The 15,509-nt window shown below is 64.0% G+C and carries 19 protein-coding genes; 15 read left to right on the top strand and 4 right to left on the bottom strand.

The genetic code is table 11. From position 1 onward, the window contains the following. The first annotated feature begins 226 nt into the window (after window positions 1–226). From AC0L30_RS07300 to AC0L30_RS07255, 10 genes are all read left to right on the top strand, one after another. Entirely contained in the window at window positions 227–736 is a 510-nt protein-coding gene (locus AC0L30_RS07300) for a TRAP transporter small permease (RefSeq protein WP_007599673.1), read from the top strand. 2 nt (window positions 737–738) lie between these two features. Continuing rightward, complete coding sequence (locus AC0L30_RS07295) at window positions 739–2,058, top strand: TRAP transporter large permease (protein ID WP_007599671.1); 1,320 nt, start codon at window positions 739–741, stop codon at window positions 2,056–2,058. A gap of 12 nt (window positions 2,059–2,070) precedes the next feature. After that, window positions 2,071–2,532 (top strand): DUF3237 domain-containing protein, encoded by a 462-nt coding sequence (locus AC0L30_RS07290; RefSeq protein WP_007599665.1) that lies wholly within the window; start codon window positions 2,071–2,073, stop codon window positions 2,530–2,532. 69 nt (window positions 2,533–2,601) lie between these two features. Then, window positions 2,602–2,898, top strand: coding sequence for a type II toxin-antitoxin system RelE/ParE family toxin (locus tag AC0L30_RS07285; RefSeq protein ID WP_007599663.1), 297 nt, complete (start codon window positions 2,602–2,604; stop codon window positions 2,896–2,898). A gap of 3 nt (window positions 2,899–2,901) precedes the next feature. Then, a complete protein-coding gene (locus tag AC0L30_RS07280) occupies window positions 2,902–3,201 on the top strand; it encodes an addiction module antidote protein (protein WP_473404097.1) in 300 nt (99 codons plus the stop codon). A 181-nt stretch (window positions 3,202–3,382) separates the two neighbouring features. Next, window positions 3,383–4,192 carry a crotonase/enoyl-CoA hydratase family protein gene (locus AC0L30_RS07275; protein ID WP_007605285.1) on the top strand — a complete coding sequence of 270 codons (810 nt, stop codon included), beginning with the start codon at window positions 3,383–3,385 and terminating at the stop codon, window positions 4,190–4,192. Further along, entirely contained in the window at window positions 4,189–6,072 is a 1,884-nt protein-coding gene (locus AC0L30_RS07270) for a feruloyl-CoA synthase (protein ID WP_473404096.1), read from the top strand. Before AC0L30_RS07275 ends, AC0L30_RS07270 begins: the two co-directional genes overlap by 4 nt. Before the next feature lie 26 nt (window positions 6,073–6,098). Next, a complete protein-coding gene (locus tag AC0L30_RS07265; RefSeq protein WP_219682940.1) occupies window positions 6,099–6,860 on the top strand; it encodes an SDR family NAD(P)-dependent oxidoreductase in 762 nt (253 codons plus the stop codon). A 10-nt stretch (window positions 6,861–6,870) separates the two neighbouring features. Further along, entirely contained in the window at window positions 6,871–7,302 is a 432-nt protein-coding gene (locus AC0L30_RS07260; RefSeq protein WP_354200457.1) for an acyl-CoA thioesterase, read from the top strand. Window positions 7,303–7,380: 78 nt separating this feature from the next. Then, window positions 7,381–8,532: an ABC transporter substrate-binding protein gene (locus AC0L30_RS07255; RefSeq protein WP_354200458.1), complete on the top strand. Its 1,152-nt coding sequence runs from the start codon at window positions 7,381–7,383 to the stop codon at window positions 8,530–8,532. Between the two features lie 310 nt (window positions 8,533–8,842). Here AC0L30_RS07255 and AC0L30_RS07250 read toward each other — a convergent pair whose 3' ends face one another. Next, window positions 8,843–9,571 (bottom strand): glutathione S-transferase family protein, encoded by a 729-nt coding sequence (locus AC0L30_RS07250; protein ID WP_354200459.1) that lies wholly within the window; start codon window positions 9,569–9,571, stop codon window positions 8,843–8,845. Window positions 9,572–9,609: 38 nt separating this feature from the next. After that, window positions 9,610–9,915: a hypothetical protein gene (locus AC0L30_RS07245; RefSeq protein ID WP_354200460.1), complete on the bottom strand. Its 306-nt coding sequence runs from the start codon at window positions 9,913–9,915 to the stop codon at window positions 9,610–9,612. A 113-nt stretch (window positions 9,916–10,028) separates the two neighbouring features. On the opposite strand from AC0L30_RS07245, the gene AC0L30_RS07240 reads away from it, so the two are divergent. After that, window positions 10,029–10,727, top strand: a complete 699-nt coding sequence (locus AC0L30_RS07240; RefSeq protein WP_007599649.1) for a helix-turn-helix transcriptional regulator — start codon at window positions 10,029–10,031, stop codon at window positions 10,725–10,727. A gap of 13 nt (window positions 10,728–10,740) precedes the next feature. Beyond that, the gene (locus AC0L30_RS07235) at window positions 10,741–11,064 is read left to right on the top strand and encodes a YkgJ family cysteine cluster protein (protein ID WP_007599647.1); all 324 of its coding nucleotides are present in this window, start codon (window positions 10,741–10,743) and stop codon (window positions 11,062–11,064) included. Here AC0L30_RS07235 and AC0L30_RS07230 read toward each other — a convergent pair. Next, window positions 11,061–11,459 (bottom strand): hypothetical protein, encoded by a 399-nt coding sequence (locus tag AC0L30_RS07230; protein ID WP_007599645.1) that lies wholly within the window; start codon window positions 11,457–11,459, stop codon window positions 11,061–11,063. The genes AC0L30_RS07235 and AC0L30_RS07230 overlap by 4 nt on opposite strands. 275 nt (window positions 11,460–11,734) lie before the next feature. Then, a complete protein-coding gene (locus AC0L30_RS07225) occupies window positions 11,735–12,082 on the bottom strand; it encodes a DUF3307 domain-containing protein (protein ID WP_018458457.1) in 348 nt (115 codons plus the stop codon). A 401-nt stretch (window positions 12,083–12,483) separates the two neighbouring features. Here AC0L30_RS07225 and AC0L30_RS07220 point away from each other — a divergent pair, with 401 nt between their 5' ends. The 3 genes from AC0L30_RS07220 to AC0L30_RS07210 all read left to right on the top strand — a co-directional run bounded on the left by AC0L30_RS07220 (window position 12,484) and on the right by AC0L30_RS07210 (window position 15,500). After that, window positions 12,484–13,929: a TAXI family TRAP transporter solute-binding subunit gene (locus AC0L30_RS07220; RefSeq protein WP_473404095.1), complete on the top strand. Its 1,446-nt coding sequence runs from the start codon at window positions 12,484–12,486 to the stop codon at window positions 13,927–13,929. Window positions 13,930–14,059: 130 nt separating this feature from the next. Further along, window positions 14,060–14,278 carry a hypothetical protein gene (locus tag AC0L30_RS07215; RefSeq protein ID WP_473404094.1) on the top strand — a complete coding sequence of 73 codons (219 nt, stop codon included), beginning with the start codon at window positions 14,060–14,062 and terminating at the stop codon, window positions 14,276–14,278. A 112-nt stretch (window positions 14,279–14,390) separates the two neighbouring features. Next, a complete protein-coding gene (locus AC0L30_RS07210; protein ID WP_007599633.1) occupies window positions 14,391–15,500 on the top strand; it encodes a cyclic nucleotide-gated ion channel in 1,110 nt (369 codons plus the stop codon). Window positions 15,501–15,509: the final 9 nt, after the last annotated feature.

Raw genomic sequence — 15,509 nt, 5'->3', positions numbered from 1 at the left:
ACAATCGCCCCGGGGGGGGGGGGGGCGGGGGGGGGGGGCGCCGCCCCGCGCCGCCCCCCCCCGGGGGGGGGGGGGGGGGGGGCGCGCGGGGGGGGGGGGGCCACCTCTCCACTCGGGGTCCGTTCATTGCGGCGACACCCCCACCCCAGCCCTCCCCCGCAAGCGGGAGAGGGAGTGCAGCATCGCTGTTGATGCAACTCGCACTCATCTCGAGCAGGAAGCTCCCATGAAGCGCAGCTGGATGGATCGCGTTATCGATTCGATCGAGTGGATCGCAGCCGCCTTCGTCGGCATTGTCGCACTCGACATCTTCCTGTCGGTGCTGCTGCGCAACACGCTGAACTATGCGATCCCCGATAGTTTCGACATCGGCCGCATGCTGCTCGGCATCCTCATCTTCTGGGGCATCGCCGCGACCTCCTATCGCGGCACCCACATCACGGTCGATCTGGTCTGGGGCAATGTCGGGCCGCGCTACCAGCGCTGGATCGACGTGTTCGCGACACTGGTGCTGCTGTTCGTCGTGACGGTGCAGACCTGGACGCTGTTCGACAAGGTCCGCGGCACCTACAACGACAACGTCCAGACCTTCGACATGCACATGCCGACCTGGCCGTTCTTCGCGATCGCCTGGATCGGCGACGTCTCCGCCGTGCTGCTGATCGCGATCCGCACCTATCGGTTGATCTTCCATCCCGAAGAGATGCACGACCCCAAGCTGAAGGCGACGGAGTAATCATGAGCACCGATGCCGTCGCCGTTATCGGCTTCGTTTCCCTGTTCGCCCTGATGCTGCTGCGCGTGCCCGTCGGCATGGCCATGGGCCTCGTCGGCGTCTCCGGCTTCTCCTATCTCGTCGGCGCCACGCCGGCGCTGAAGCTGGTCGGCCAGACCTCCATGCGCACGGTGACCGACTACACCTTCGGCGTCATTCCGATGTTTCTGCTGATGGGCTCCTTCGTCAGCAATTCCGGCATGAGCCGCGAGCTATTCCGCGCCGCCAACGGCTTTGTCGGCCATTTGCGCGGCGGGCTCGGCATCGCCACCGTCGGTGCCTGCGGCGGCTTTGCCGCGATCTGCGGCTCCTCGGTCGCGACCGCAGCGACCTTCTCGGCGGTCGCTTACCCCGAGATGCGCCGTTTCGGCTACCCGCAGTCGTTTGCCACCGGCGTGATCGCGGCCGGCGGCACACTGGGCGCGATGCTGCCGCCCTCCACCGTGCTCGCCGTCTACGGCATCATCACCGAGCAGGACATCGGCAAGCTGTTCATCGCCGGCATCATCCCGGGCATTCTGGCGATGACCATGTACATGATCACGATCTTCCTGATCGGCTATTTCCGGCCGGACTTTCTGCCCAAGGGCAAGGTGCTGCCATGGCGCGAGCGCTTCGCCGGCCTGAAGGACATCTGGGCGCCGGTGCTGCTGTTCGTGTTCGTGATCGGCGGCCTTTACGGTCTGCCCTATTTGCCGCGCTTCACGCCGACCGAAGCCGGCGGCGTCGGCGCTGCCGGCGCCTTCATCATCGGCGTGGCGACCGGCCGCCTCGACCGCGAGAAAATTCTGGCCTCGCTGCTGCAGGCGACGCGCACGGCGGCCGCCGTGTTCACCGTGCTGATCGGCGCCTTGATCTTCGGCTATTTCCTCACGGTGACGCAGACCCCGCAGAAGGTGACGGAATTCCTCACCGGCCTTGGCCTCGGCCCCTACGGCGTGCTGGCGCTGATCATGGTGATGTATCTCGTGCTCGGCTGCCTGATGGACGCCATGGCGATGATCATCCTCACCGTGCCGATCATTTTCCCCGTGATCATGCATCTCGGCTTCGACCCGATCTGGTTCGGCGTCATCATCGTCATGACGGTCGAGCTCGGCCTGATTCACCCGCCGGTGGGCATGAACGTCTTCGTCATCAAGAGCGTGGTGAAGGACGTTTCCTTCTCCACCATCTTCAAGGGGGTGATTCCGTTCGTGGCGACAGACCTCGTGCGCCTCGTGATCCTGATCGCCTTCCCGCTGCTGGCGACATGGCTGCCGACGCGGATGATGGCGCATTGAGGAGGTGAAGCGATGACCACGCCGGCGCTCGAAACCAGATACGTCTTCACCGTCACTGCACGTATCGGCGACGTCGTCACCGCCGGCGAGACCGGCATCGGCGTTCGCCGCATCATCCCGATCATCGGCGGCGAGGTCTCGGGCGCGATCACCGGCAAGGTGCTGCCGTTCGGCGCCGACTTCCAGACCATCCGCCCCAACGAGCTGATTGATCTCGAAGCGAAGTACGCTTTCCAAACCAACGACGGCGCCATCGTCTATGTCGAGAACAAGGGCATGCGCTTCGGCCCGGTCGAGCTGTTACAAAAGCTCAAGCGCGGCGAGCCGGTGGATCCTAAACTGATCTATTTCCGCACCGTGCCGAAGTTCGAGACCGGGCATGAGAAGTACCGCTGGCTGATGCAGCACATTTTTGTCGGTTCAGCCGCGCGGCATGCGGACCGCGTCGTGATCGACGTGCATCAGGTGATGTGAACGCGTGGCGCCGCACCAAGGGCCGGCTGGTCCATTGACATTGCCACTTATGTAGCGTATACGCTACAGATGCCGACGATCAAGAGAACCGACGAATTCTCTGACTGGCTTAGAAACCTGCGAGACCGGAGAGCGAAGGCAAAAATCCTGGCCCGGATCGATCGGCTGGCGCTCGGCAATCCCGGAGACGTTGCTCCGGTCGGAGGCGGCATCAGCGAAATGAGAGTTCACGAGGGCGCTGGATACCGGATCTACTACGTTGCCCGAGGCGAGGAGATCATCATTCTTCTTTGCAGTGGCGATAAAGGCTCTCAGCCAGGGGACATAGCGTTGGCAAAGAAGATCGCGAGCGAATTGGAGGTCTGAGCAATGGCAAAAGTGAAATCCTTTGATACTGCGGAGTACCTCGACAGTCCGGAGATGGTTGCGGCCTATCTCACCGAAGCCCTTGAATCCGACGATCCGTCCGCAATAACGATGGCAATCGGCGCCGTAGCGCGCTCTCAGGGCATGGGCGCCATTGCCGAAAAAGCCGGTCTATCCCGTGAGAACTTGTATCGCTCGCTTGGCGGCGAGGCCAAACCCGAATTCGGCACTGTGATAAAGGTTCTCCACGCCATGGGTATCAATCTTGTGGCGCAACCCCAAAGCGGAACCAAGGCGGCGTAGCGGCCGGATAGCATCGGCGTCGGTGATATTCATCCCAATCTTGCGCATCGGGCATTCGGGTACGGGCTCTGTACCCGGACTGTCGTCCCATTTCCGGACGATGCATCGGCTTCCCCGCTGCCAGCCGTATTGACTCCCCCTGAATTCGTTATACAACATAACTATTCTGACAAGGACGCAAATGACACAGGGAAACGCCGAGACCGCCGACGCGGGCGCCTCCGGGCTTTTGAAGATCGAGCGGGCGGACCGGGTTTTGACCGTCGGCCTCAATCGGCCGGCCAAGCGCAATGCGCTCAACGACGGCATCATCCTGGAAATCGGCGAGTGTTTTGCGTCCCTTCCCGAGGATATCGGCGCGGTCGTCATCCACGGCATCGGCGACCATTTTTCCAGCGGTCTCGACCTCTCCGAACTGACCGACCATGATGCCACCGGCGGCCTTCTCCATTCCCAGATGTGGCACCGGGTGTTCGACCGCATCCAGTACAGCCGCGTGCCCGTGATCGCGGCGCTCAGGGGCGCCGTGATCGGCGGCGGGCTGGAGCTCGCCTGCGCGGCGCATATCCGTGTCGCCGAACCGTCGACCTATTTCGCGCTGCCGGAGGGACAGCGCGGCATCTTCGTCGGTGGCGGCGGTTCGGTGCGCCTGCCGCGCCTGATCGGCGTCGCCAGGATGATGGACATGATGCTGACCGGCCGCGTCTATTCCGCGACCGAAGGCACCTCCTACGGCTTTGCGCAATATGTCACGGAAGCCGGCAACGGCCTCGGCAAGGCGATGGAGCTTGCGACCAAGGTCGCCTCCAACGCGCCGCTGACCAACTTCGCCGTGCTCCAGGCGCTGCCGATGATCGCGGAGGCCAATCCGCAGACCGGCCTGTTGATGGAATCGCTGATGGCGACGGTGGCGCAGAGCGACAAGGAAGCCAAGCGCAGGATCCGCGAATTCCTCGAGCACAAGACCGCAAAGGTGAAGCCGAAATCATGAGCGCGCAGCCGTCCTCTTCCAGCATGGAGCGCGGCGCGAGCACTTCCCCGCTGCGGCCCATTTCATTCGGCGATCCCGTCGTGAATATCGAGCGGCGCGACGACGGCACGATTTACCTGCGGCCCAAACAGCCGCTCGGAGACTATCCGGCCCGCATCACCGACCGCCTGCATCACTGGGCGAATACGACGCCGGATCGCATCTTCATGGCCGAGCGCGAAGGCGGTCGCGGCTGGCGCAAGATCAGTTACGCCGAGCTGCTCGCCGCGAGCCGGCACATCGCCTCAGGACTCATTGCGCGCGGGCTGTCGGCGGAGCGGCCGGTCGTCATCCTCTCCGGCAATTCGATCGACCATGCATTGCTCGCGTTTGGCGCGTTCTATGCCGGCATTCCGTTCTGCCCGGTGTCGCCGGCCTATTCGTTGGTTTCGAAGGATTACGGCAAGCTCTCCTACCTGATGAAGCTCCTGACGCCCGGCCTCGTCTTCGCCGAGGACGCCGACAAGTTCGCCGACGCGCTCGCGGCCAACGTCTCGCTCGGCACCGAAATCGCCGCGTCCTACGGCCACGTGCCGGGCCGCGACGTCACCTCGCTCGCCGACCTCATGGCAACCCCGATCCGCGGCGATCTGGACGAAGTCCACGGCAAGATCGGTCCCGACACCATCGCGAAATTCCTGCTGACCTCGGGCTCGACCGGCAACCCCAAGGCGGTCATCAACACCCAGCGCATGATCTGCGCCAACCAGGTGATGCTGCGCGAGACGCTCGCCTTCCTCAAGGACGAGCCGCCCGTCATCATCGACTGGCTGCCCTGGAATCACACTTTTGGCGGCAACCACAATATCGGGCTGACGCTCTACAATGGCGGCTCGATGTATCTCGATGCCGGCAAGCCGGTGCCTGGAGGCATCGAGGAAACCGTGCGCAATCTCCAGGAGATTTCGCCGACAGTCTATTTCAACGTCCCCAAGGGATACGAGTCGCTGCTTCCTTATCTGCGCGACGACCAGGGCCTGCGCGCGAAATTCTTCGACCGGCTGCACGCGATGTTCTTCTCGGGCGCGGCGCTGTCGCCGTTCGTCTGGAACAGCCTCGACGAGCTCGCGGTGAAGGAAAAAGGCTACCGCGTTCCGATGCTGACCGGCCTCGGTGCAACCGAGACCGCGCCGTTCTTCATGTCGGTCAACCCGCGCACCAGCCGCTCCGGTCATGTCGGGCTTCCCGTATCCGGCAACGACGCCAAGCTGGTGCCGAACAACGGCAAGATGGAAGTTCGTTGCAAGGGACCGAACGTGATGCCCGGCTACTGGCGCCAGCCCGACATCACCGCGAATTCGTTCGACGAAGAAGGCTTCTACAAGCTCGGCGATGCGCTCAAGCCTGTCGATCCCGACGATCTCAACGCCGGCTTCGATTTCGACGGCCGCATCGGTGAGGATTTCAAGCTCGGCAGCGGCACCTGGGTCAGCGTCGGCCCGTTGCGCGCGCGCTTCGTTGCGGCCTGCGCACCGCTGGTGCGCGACGTCGTCATCGCCGGCATCAACCGTGACGAGGTTTCCGCGCTCGTCGTACTCGATCTCGACGGCTGCCGGCTGATCAACCCGACGCTGCCGACCGACGATCTCGTCGTCGCGACCCGCGACCGGCTGGTGCGCGAGGCATTTCGCGAACGGCTGACCCGCTTTCTCGGCGCGGCCACGGGATCCTCGACGCGGATCACGCGCGCGATCCTCATGGACACGCCGCTCTCGATCGACAAGGGCGAAGTCACCGACAAGGGGTCCATCAACCAGCGCGCGGTGCTCGAGCATCGCAGCCTGCTGATCGAGGAGCTCTACGCTGCCAATCCATCGGACCGTGTGATATCGGTCGGCTAAGAAAACATCGCTACAGGGAGAACGCCATGTTGTTGAAGGATCAGGCAGTCATCGTCACCGGCGGCGCATCGGGACTGGGCGCGGCGACCGCGCGTAAGCTGGCGGCGCAGGGCGCCCGGGTGGCGGTGTGCGACCTCAATGCCAAGCTCGCGGAAACCGTGGCCGCCGAGATCAAGGGCGTCGCGGTGACCTGCGATGTTTCCGATGCGGCCTCCGCGGAAGCTGCGATCGCCCAGGCGACCAAGGCCCATGGACCCGCGCGCGTGCTGGTCAATTGCGCCGGCATCGGCGTTGCCAAGCGCGTCGTCGGCCGCGACGGCCCGATGGCGCTCGCGGATTTCGACAAGGTGATCAAGGTCAACCTGATCGGCACCTTCAACATGCTTCGCCTTGCCGCGAACGAGATGTCCAAGCTCGAGCCGCAGGCAACCGGCGAGCGCGGCGTCATCATCAACACGGCGTCGGTTGCCGCTTATGACGGCCAGATCGGGCAATCGGCCTATTCGGCATCGAAGGGCGGCATTGTCGGCATGACGCTGCCGATCGCGCGCGAGCTGGCGCAGTTCGGCGTCCGCGTGCTGACGATCGCGCCCGGCCTGTTCCTCACGCCGCTGCTCGCCAACCTGCCGCAGGAAGCCCAGGACTCACTCGCCGCCGCAATCCCGTTCCCGCGCCGGCTCGGCCACGCCGACGAGTTCGCGGCATTGGCGCTGCACATGGTCGAGAATTCGTATCTGAACGGCGAAGTCGTGCGCCTCGACGGATCGCTGCGCATGGCACCGAAATAGGGCGCGACATATGTTCGTGAACCGGCGCGACGTCCAGATCCAGTGGGGTGACTGCGACCCCGCCAACATCGTCTATTACCCGCGCTATTTCGCGATGTTCGACGATTCGACATCGACCCTGTTCGAAGTCGCCGGGTTCTCCAAGCAGGACCTGGTCCGCAAATACGGCCTGGTGGGTATTCCCATGGTCGACACCCGTGCCAAGTTCTACATCCCCTCGACTTATGGCGACTGGATCACCATCGAAACGAAGGTCGAGAGCATCAAGCGCTCGAGCTTCGAGGTGAAGCACAACGTCTTCAAGGGCGAAGCTCTGGCGATCGAAGGTTTCGAGACGCGCGTGCTGGTCGGCCGCGACCCCGTTAACCCCGACAAACTGAAATCGGCACCGTTTCCCGCGGAAATGGTAGCCAAATTCACGGGGAGCGAGGCCCGGGGCTAAATCGCCACATCACCAAAAGAGGGGGCTGAATTACCCCCCGATTTCTGCTTTCAAAGAAACACATAAAGGGAGGAATAGATGAAACGCTTTTACCTGACCGCCGCCGTCACCGCGGCCGCGCTTGCGCTGCCGGCCGTGCCCGCGCTGGCCCAGACCGCCGAGGTCACCATCGGCATCACCACCACCACGACCGGCCCGGGCGCAGCGCTGGGGATTCCCGAGCGCAATGCGCTGGAGTTCGTGCCGAAGGAGATCGGCGGCGTGCCGCTGAAGGTGATCGTGCTCGACGACGGCGGCGATCCCACCACCGCGACCACCAACGCCCGCCGCTTCGTGACCGAATCCAAGGCCGATATCATCATGGGCTCGGCGCTGACGCCGCCGACCATCGCGGTGTCGAACGTCGCCAACGAAGCCGGCATTCCGCATTTCGGCCTGGCGCCGTTCCCGATCACGCCGGAGCGCATGAAGTGGTCGGTGGCGATGCCGCAGCCGATCCCGATCGTGGGCAAGGTGTTGTACGATCACATGAAGGCCAAGGGCGTGAAGACCATCGGCTATATCGGCTATTCCGACTCCTATGGCGACCTCTGGTTCAACGATTTGAAGGCGCAGGCCGTGCCGATGGGCATAACCATCGCCGACGAGGAGCGCTTCGCTCGCCCGGATACGTCGGTGACCGGACAGGTGCTGAAGCTCGTGGCTGCGAATCCCGACGCCATTCTGGTCGGCGCTTCCGGCACCGCAGCCGCGCTGCCGCAGACCGAGCTGCGCGAGCGTGGCTATCAGGGCCTGATCTACCAGACCCACGGCGCCGCCAGCATGGACTTCATCCGCATCGCCGGCAAAGCGGCGGAAGGCGTGCTGATGGCCTCTGGTCCCGTCATGGATCCCGAGGACCAGCCGGACGAAGCCGCCACCAAGAAACCGGGCCTCGCGCTCAACTCGGCCTATGAAGCCAAGTACGGCCCGAACAGCCGCAGCCAGTTCGCCGGTCACTCTTACGATGCGTTCGAGATTCTCAAGCGCATCATCCCGGCGGCACTCAAGACGGCGAAACCCGGCACGCCGGAATTCCGCGAAGCGATTCGCCAGGCCCTGCTGTCGGAGAAGGAGCTGGCCGCAAGTCAGGGCGTCTACAATTTCACCGAAAAGGACCGCTACGGCCTCGACGAGCGCTCGCGCATCCTGCTCACGGTGAAGAACGGCAAGTACATGCTTGTGAAATAAGCGCAGCGATAGTTTCGAGACGACAGAGCCGGCCCGATGGGCCGGCGATTTTCTTTTGGGTTTGTGTTTGGGGAGCGTGGAGTAAAATAGAGTTCGGCCACCAGCAGCACTCTCTCCGTTCCCGTCCCCCGAGTGGGGGAGGGGCAGGGAGGGGGGTGCCACACGGGGATTTTTTCGATCGCGCACCGACCAGTGCATCGTCGACAACGAGTACCTTTTCCTGGGCTACCCCTCTCCCTAGCCCTCCCCCACAAGGGGGGAGGGAACGCACCTTTCTCGGGGCGCTAGATCAGTCTCATTCCATCAGGCATCAAGCCGCCTGCCGCAGCGGGGTCCAGGCGAACTCCGGATAGTAAGTGTCCATCATCCGGTCGACATAAGCGGTGAGGTTCGGAAATCCTTCGGCGCGACGGCGCAGGGCGGATTCGAAGAACGGCGTCAGGATCCCGGCGAGTGCACCGAAGGCGGTGGCATCGACGCCGCAGGGCTTGTTGCCCATCAGATAGGACTTGTCGCCGAGCTGCACCGAGAGCGCAAACAGCGAGCGCACGGCGAGATCGACGTCGTCATCGGGCGCGTGACGGCCTAATCCGGAGAGCAAATAGTTCTCGGCGACACGGAATTGCGCGTCCTCGCGCAACTTCTCGCGATTGTGCTCCGGCGCGCCGTCGAAGAAATGCGCAGGCCCCTTGGCGAAGTTGACCGGGTCGACCCAGCGCGCCCCGACCAGCGCAAAATAAACGTGATGCTCGATCATGCGCTCGAACGCCCAGGCCTGCGCCCGCTCTTGCAACGACAGGCCGGCGTCGAAATCGAAGCCGTAGCGGCGCTCGATATGGGCGCGGATGAAGGTGGAATCGGCCACCGCCTCGCCGCCATCGTCGATGAAAGGAAGCTGCCCCTTGGGAGAGGCGGGCGGCATCGCCCGCTCCTTCCGGTAGGGCAATCCCGCCATCTTGAGCTGCACCTCCGTCTTGGTGACGAAGGGGCTGATTTCCGGCAGGCCGAAACCGGCGCCAAAGCCGTAAAGCGTGATCATGAAGGCTCTCCTGAAACGACCGAAAGAGTTGAGGGAACTTAGCCGCGGGCTGCTGCCACCATGGTGGCAGCAGCCGTGATATCTTCTGCGAAACGGGCCCCCCGCCAGGCGCGGGCCATGACATGACGAACCAGCCCGTCCGCGGCCTGGACCAGGAAGCGAGCCACCACGGTCGCGAGCGCAAGGCGGAGGTCGAGGACCATGAGATCAAGCGATACGAGGCGGCCGAACGCCCATGCGTACCAGGCTCGGACTTGCAAACGCAGGACTTGCAAAGGCTGGACCCGTAGAGGCTGGGTCCGCCACAGCGCAGCGGCCGGGCCGAAATGAGTTGGAATGATCATGGACAAATCCTCTTCAGTCGACGTGTTGACCCGGTATAGAACTCCCCTGCTGCCAACATCCTGTCAGCAGCCGCGCGCTACCTTCTGAAAAAACCACCGATAAGAGACCCGTCATGAGACGCGCCGACCGGCTGTTTCAAATCATCCAGGTGCTGAGGCGCACGCGTAAGCCGCTGACGGCGGACGCCATCGCGGCCGAGCTCGAGACCTCGAAGCGCACGATCTATCGCGACATCGCCACGCTGATCGGCCAACGCGTGCCGATCCGTGGTGAAGCCGGCATGGGCTACATCCTGGAGAAGGGCTTTGACCTGCCGCCTTTGATGCTGACACCGGACGAGATCGAGGCGGCGGTGCTGGGCGCGCAATGGGTCGCCGGCCATGCCGATCCCGCGCTGGCGCGCGCGGCCGAAGACTTGATGGCCAAGATCGCCGACACTGTCCCCGAACGCCTGCGTCCCTTCGTGCTGGAGCCGGCAAGCCGGGCCCGCCCGAGCTGGAACAGGGAGCCGGACCGCCTGGACATGGCACGCACGCGCACCCAGATCCACGAAGGCAAGAAGATCATGCTGCGCTATCGCGACGAGCAGGGCCGCGCCAGCGAGCGCATGATCTGGCCGATTTCGATCGGCTATCTCGAAGCCGTGCGCCTGCTCGCGGCCTGGTGCGAGCTGCGCGGCGACTTCCGCAGCTTCCGCACTGACCGCGTGGTGGATGCGAGCTATCCCGACGAGAGATATCCTGAAAGGCGCGACGTGCTGCGCGCGAAATGGCGGCAAAGCCTGGTCTGGGGCCCGCCCAAGGATACGTGAAGGACACGTGACGATGGACGAGAACGCCCCCGTCGACCTGTCGAGCTGTTGCCAGAGTTGCGGCGCCTGCTGCGGCTATTCGGCAAACTGGCCTCGCTTCTCGATCGAGAGCGACGAGGAGCTCGCCGCGATTCCCGAAGCGCTCGTCAATGCGCGTCAATCCGGCATGCGCTGCGAAGGCGATCGCTGTTCGGCGTTGCAGGGAGAAATTGGAAAAGCGACCGCGTGCGGCATCTACGCAGTGCGGCCGGAGGTGTGCCGCACATGCATGCCGGGTGATGCCGAATGCGCGATGGCGCGACGGAAATTCGGGCTGCCAATTATCGCGAGCGTTTAGGCCGGGACGGCTTCACTGATCTCGTCGTCGATCTCGTCGTCCAGCGGCGCGAGCACCGAGAGCGGCTTGGTCGACAGCGTGATCGGCTTGCGGCCACCGGACAGCGACGGCGAGGATTTCGCCGCGCCTTCGCGCGCGAGCGCGTAGAGCGTCGAACCGACACGGCCGCCGTTCTCGATCAGGTCGCGCTCGTTACAGCTGCCGGCGATCGCGACCGCCAGCGAGTGCAAATGGCTGCGGCGATAGCAGAACAGCGCCAGCCTGGCGCGCGCGTCTGGGGAAACACTTTCAACCAACCTCGGCAGGCCACTCTCGCTGGCGCGGTACATCTCGCCAAGGAGCTCGTCGCGGACCGGGCACGAATCGCCTTCAAAGGTATCGCGGCTTGAAAACATTGCAGTTCTCCCTCGTGGGCGAAGATGCAGTGCAATTCTCTAATGAAAGGTTAACCACGCTGCCCGGTAGTCGCCCGGGGTGCTTGCGCGTGGGCAGCGAATCAATGGGCTGGAAAGGGTTTCTCTGTGGCCATCCTTCGAGACGCCCGCCTTCGGCGTGCCCTCAGGGTGAGGTCTGTTTTCTGCTGAAAGATTCTCACCCTCATGGTGAGGAGGCGCGAAGCGCCGTCTCGAACCATGCAGGCCCGACAGCCACTTCAGAGGGCCGTCGTCCGTCAGTTCGCCGCCATGAAGATGGAGAGGCCGAAGCCGGTCAGATGGTGCAGGGCCTGGTCGACACCGATCAGGGTCCAGAACCAGGGATGCGCAAGGTCGACGCCGAAATTGGCCGAGACGAGGCCCTTGGCGCGGTCGATCGTGATGTGGATCACGAAGTCGATCAACGCCACGAACCAGAATTTCGGCGCCACGATCAGGATCAGCGGCAGCGCAACCGCGAGGTGAACCAGGCAGTGTACCAGGAGCGGCAGGGCCCAGCCGTGCTTCTGGTCCTTGCCGTGCGCCATCCAGGCGGTCTGGAGGACGAAATCGGCGATGATGTGCTTGAACGTCAGCAGCAACATCCAACCAATGAGGGCTTCGACCGGAACCGCCGATGACAGGGGTGGAAACGACAAGGCGCCCTCGTTGACGTGACAAGAAGAATTGGAGCGTTCAGCGCAATCTCTTCCTGGACCGGTCAAATCGCCGGGACTTGCGATTTATGACACCTCCCGCGGCGGAATGCAGCCGGGGGGAACCGGAAAATCGCCAACTGTGGCTAACTGGTGATAGGATGGCCAATCGCCGCGGCCGACTTGAGTAAGGTTACCTTCGGCTCGGAATTTGCATTCCGCGGGCTGCGCGCTATCATCGCCGGTAGAGAATATCGTTCTTTTTTCAGACGTTTACGAATTGCAGGGCGACCGCAGCGATCACATCCGCGAGCCGCCCGCCACCGGAAGCATAAGGCCAGAGTGCTGCCATGAGTACTGAGGGCCCGACCTCATCGCCGATCGAGCCACCGCCCCGGCGACCCAAGGTGATCAAGACCAACCAGCAGCAGGTCTTCCTCTACGTCGTGCTGACCCTGCTGTTGTCGCTTGCCACCGTCTGGGGCGGCCGCATGCTGGTGCACAATTCGGAAACGCTGACCTTTGCCGTCGGCGCGCCCAACAGCGATGAGGCGCTGTTCGCAGCCAAGCTCGCCGCCGTCCTGAAGAACAACGCCTCGCGCTTCCGGATCAAGATCGTCAACAACGCCGACAACGCCAAGGCGATCGCCCAGTTCGACCGCAAGCAGGCCGACCTCGCGGTGCTCCGCACCGACGCCAAGGTGCCGCTGCGGGCACGCACGCTCGCGATCCTCGAGCACGATCTCGTGCTGCTGCTCGGGCCCGGCAACAAGAAGATCAAGTCGCTCGCCGAGCTGAAGAAGAAGAAGGTCGCCGTCCTCGCCGACAGCGAATCCTCGCTCGCCTTCGTCCGCGGCATCCTCGACATTCCCGACGGTCCGGACGCGGCGAAGATCCAGATGGCGCCGCAGGGCGCAACGCTCGACAAGCTGTTCGCGCCGGCGAGCGGCTTTGGCGCGGTCGTCGCCATCGTTCACGCCTCGCGGGCGGTGCGGGACAAGGCGTATGAGCAGGTCGCCAGGCGTGGCGGCTTCACACTGAACGCGATCGACGAGGCGAAAGCGCTGGCGCGCAGGATCCCCGGCATTTCCAGCGAGACGCTGACGGCGGGGACGCTGTCTGCATCGCCGGAAATTCCCGACGACGATCTCGACACGATCGGTCTCGAATGGTTGCTGGTCGCCCAATCCAGGATGTCGCCGACGGCGGCCGGGGAACTCGCGCGCACCGTCTACGAGAACAAGTCCGCGCTCGGGCTCGACAGCGGCTTTGCCAGCAGAATCGAGCCCGCCTCCGTCGAGAAGGACGCCTTCGTGATGGCGCATCAAGGGGCGGCCGACTACATCAACGACGACACCAAGTCGTTCATGGATAAGTACAGCGACCTGATGTATCTGGGCGCTGCCGCGCTCAGCGTCATCGGCTCGATCTTCGCCGCGATCTACGCCAAGATCACCCGGATCGCGCCGGAGAAGGCGAGCGAGCTCTCCACCGCCATTCTCGACATCGGTGAGCGGATCGAACACGCTCATTCGCTGGACCAGCTCGAATATCTCCAGGACGAGCTGGAAGGCATTTTACGCGGCGCCGTCATCGGCCTCAGAGACGGCACGATCAGTACCGACGGGCTCGACACGTTCAAGCTCGGCTACGAATTCGTCCGCGACGAGATCGGCATGCGCCGCGACTACCTCAAGCGCCATGCCGGCGAGAGCGAGAAGGCAGCTCAGGATGTGGCCCCTCCCCACCACGACGAGAGCAATGTCGTGGTGGTGAAGACAGCTCAGAGTGCCTGACCTATCGAAGCTCGACTGCGGCCATCCTTCGAGACGCCCGCCTGCGGCGGGCCGAGCGACCGGGGGGCCCTAGTCCGGGAACCGTCCCCGTCCACAACCGTTTGTTCTCGGATCAACCGGAGACCGCGCCATGCGTGCACTCCTCATCATCTTCCTGCTGGGAATGTTGGCGGCGGTTGGCTATTTCGCTTATTCCGCGATGACGGTCGAGGGCGAGCCGATCCCGACGGAAGGCTATGTGGCGCTGGCGCTGGGGGCCGGGTTTTCCGTTGTTGTCGGCATCGGCTTAATGGTGCTGCTGTTCTTCAGCAGCCGTCGCGGCTACGACCAACCGCCGCATTTCAAGTAGCGGCGCGTGGCCGGCGGACGCGCCCGTCGTTGACGACCTCGGCCCGGGCAGGCACTTTGGCACCGAGGTTCCAGCCGGGGACCGCAAAGACAAAACCGAGCCGCCGTCCCGCATGTCCAAGCCGCTGATCTCCGCTATGGCCCAGTTCGCGGCCGCCACAGCCGGCCGCAACATGACCAGGGCGGCCTACGTGGCCGTCGCCGTCGGCGTGCTCGCCATGGTGCTGCTGACGGTCAACCCGGCCTATGAGACAGCGCATCGCTGGGTCGATGCCCTGCTTTGGACCTGCCTCGTCTACTTCGTGTTCGAATGGGTGGTCCGGCTACGCCATATGGCGCGACAGGGGCGCCTTGCACTCTACATGTCCTCCTCCGCCGGGCTGGTCGACACGGTCGGAGCGTTGGCTGTGCCGGCCGCGTTGATTCTCGGGATCGAGCCCAGGACGGCGTGGCTGCTCAGCGTGCTCTGGGTGCTGAAGGTGGTGCCCGGCATTCCCGGCCTGCGGCAGCTCCGCCGCGTGCTGGTGCTGGAATCGGGACCGCTGGTCAGCGTGCTCGTGATCTTCCTGATGGTGGTCTTCCTGGCCTCGGTCGCGGAATATTTCCTGGAGCGGGACGTGCAGCCCCAGACTTTCGGCAGCGTCCCCGCCGCACTTTGGTGGGCCGTCGCAACCCTGACGACGACGGGCTATGGCGACGTCGTGCCGGTGACGCCGCTGGGCCGCATGGTGGCCGCGCTGGTGATGATCTCCGGCCTCGGTGTGTTCGGCCTCTGGACCGGCATCCTGGCGACCGGCTTTGCCGCCGAGACCCGGCGTGACAACTTCCTCAAGACCTGGGAATCCGTCAGCAAGGTGCCGTTCTTCGCGGCGCTTGGGCCGGCCGCCATCGCCGACGTCACCCACATGCTGCGCACCATGGAGCTGCCGGCGCGCACCATGATCATCCGCAAGGGTACGCAGGGCGACTGCATGTATTTCATCGCCGCCGGCGAGGTCGAGGTCGACCTGCCCGGCAAGAAGGTGCAGCTCGGCGACGGCGCCTTCTTCGGCGAGATGGCCTTGCTCGGCAACAATTTGCGCGGCGCCAATGTCTCGACCACCAAGGTGTCGCGGCTCCTTGTGCTCGACCTCGTCGACTTCCGCGTGCTGATGGCACGGCATCCCGATCTCGCCGAGACCATCGATGCAGAGGCGAAGCGGCGCACGCTCGAAAACAAATAAATGGAGACA

Source organism: Bradyrhizobium sp. MI1.11, from assembly GCF_055811255.1.
This window is presented reverse-complemented; position numbering and strand designations above follow the sequence as displayed.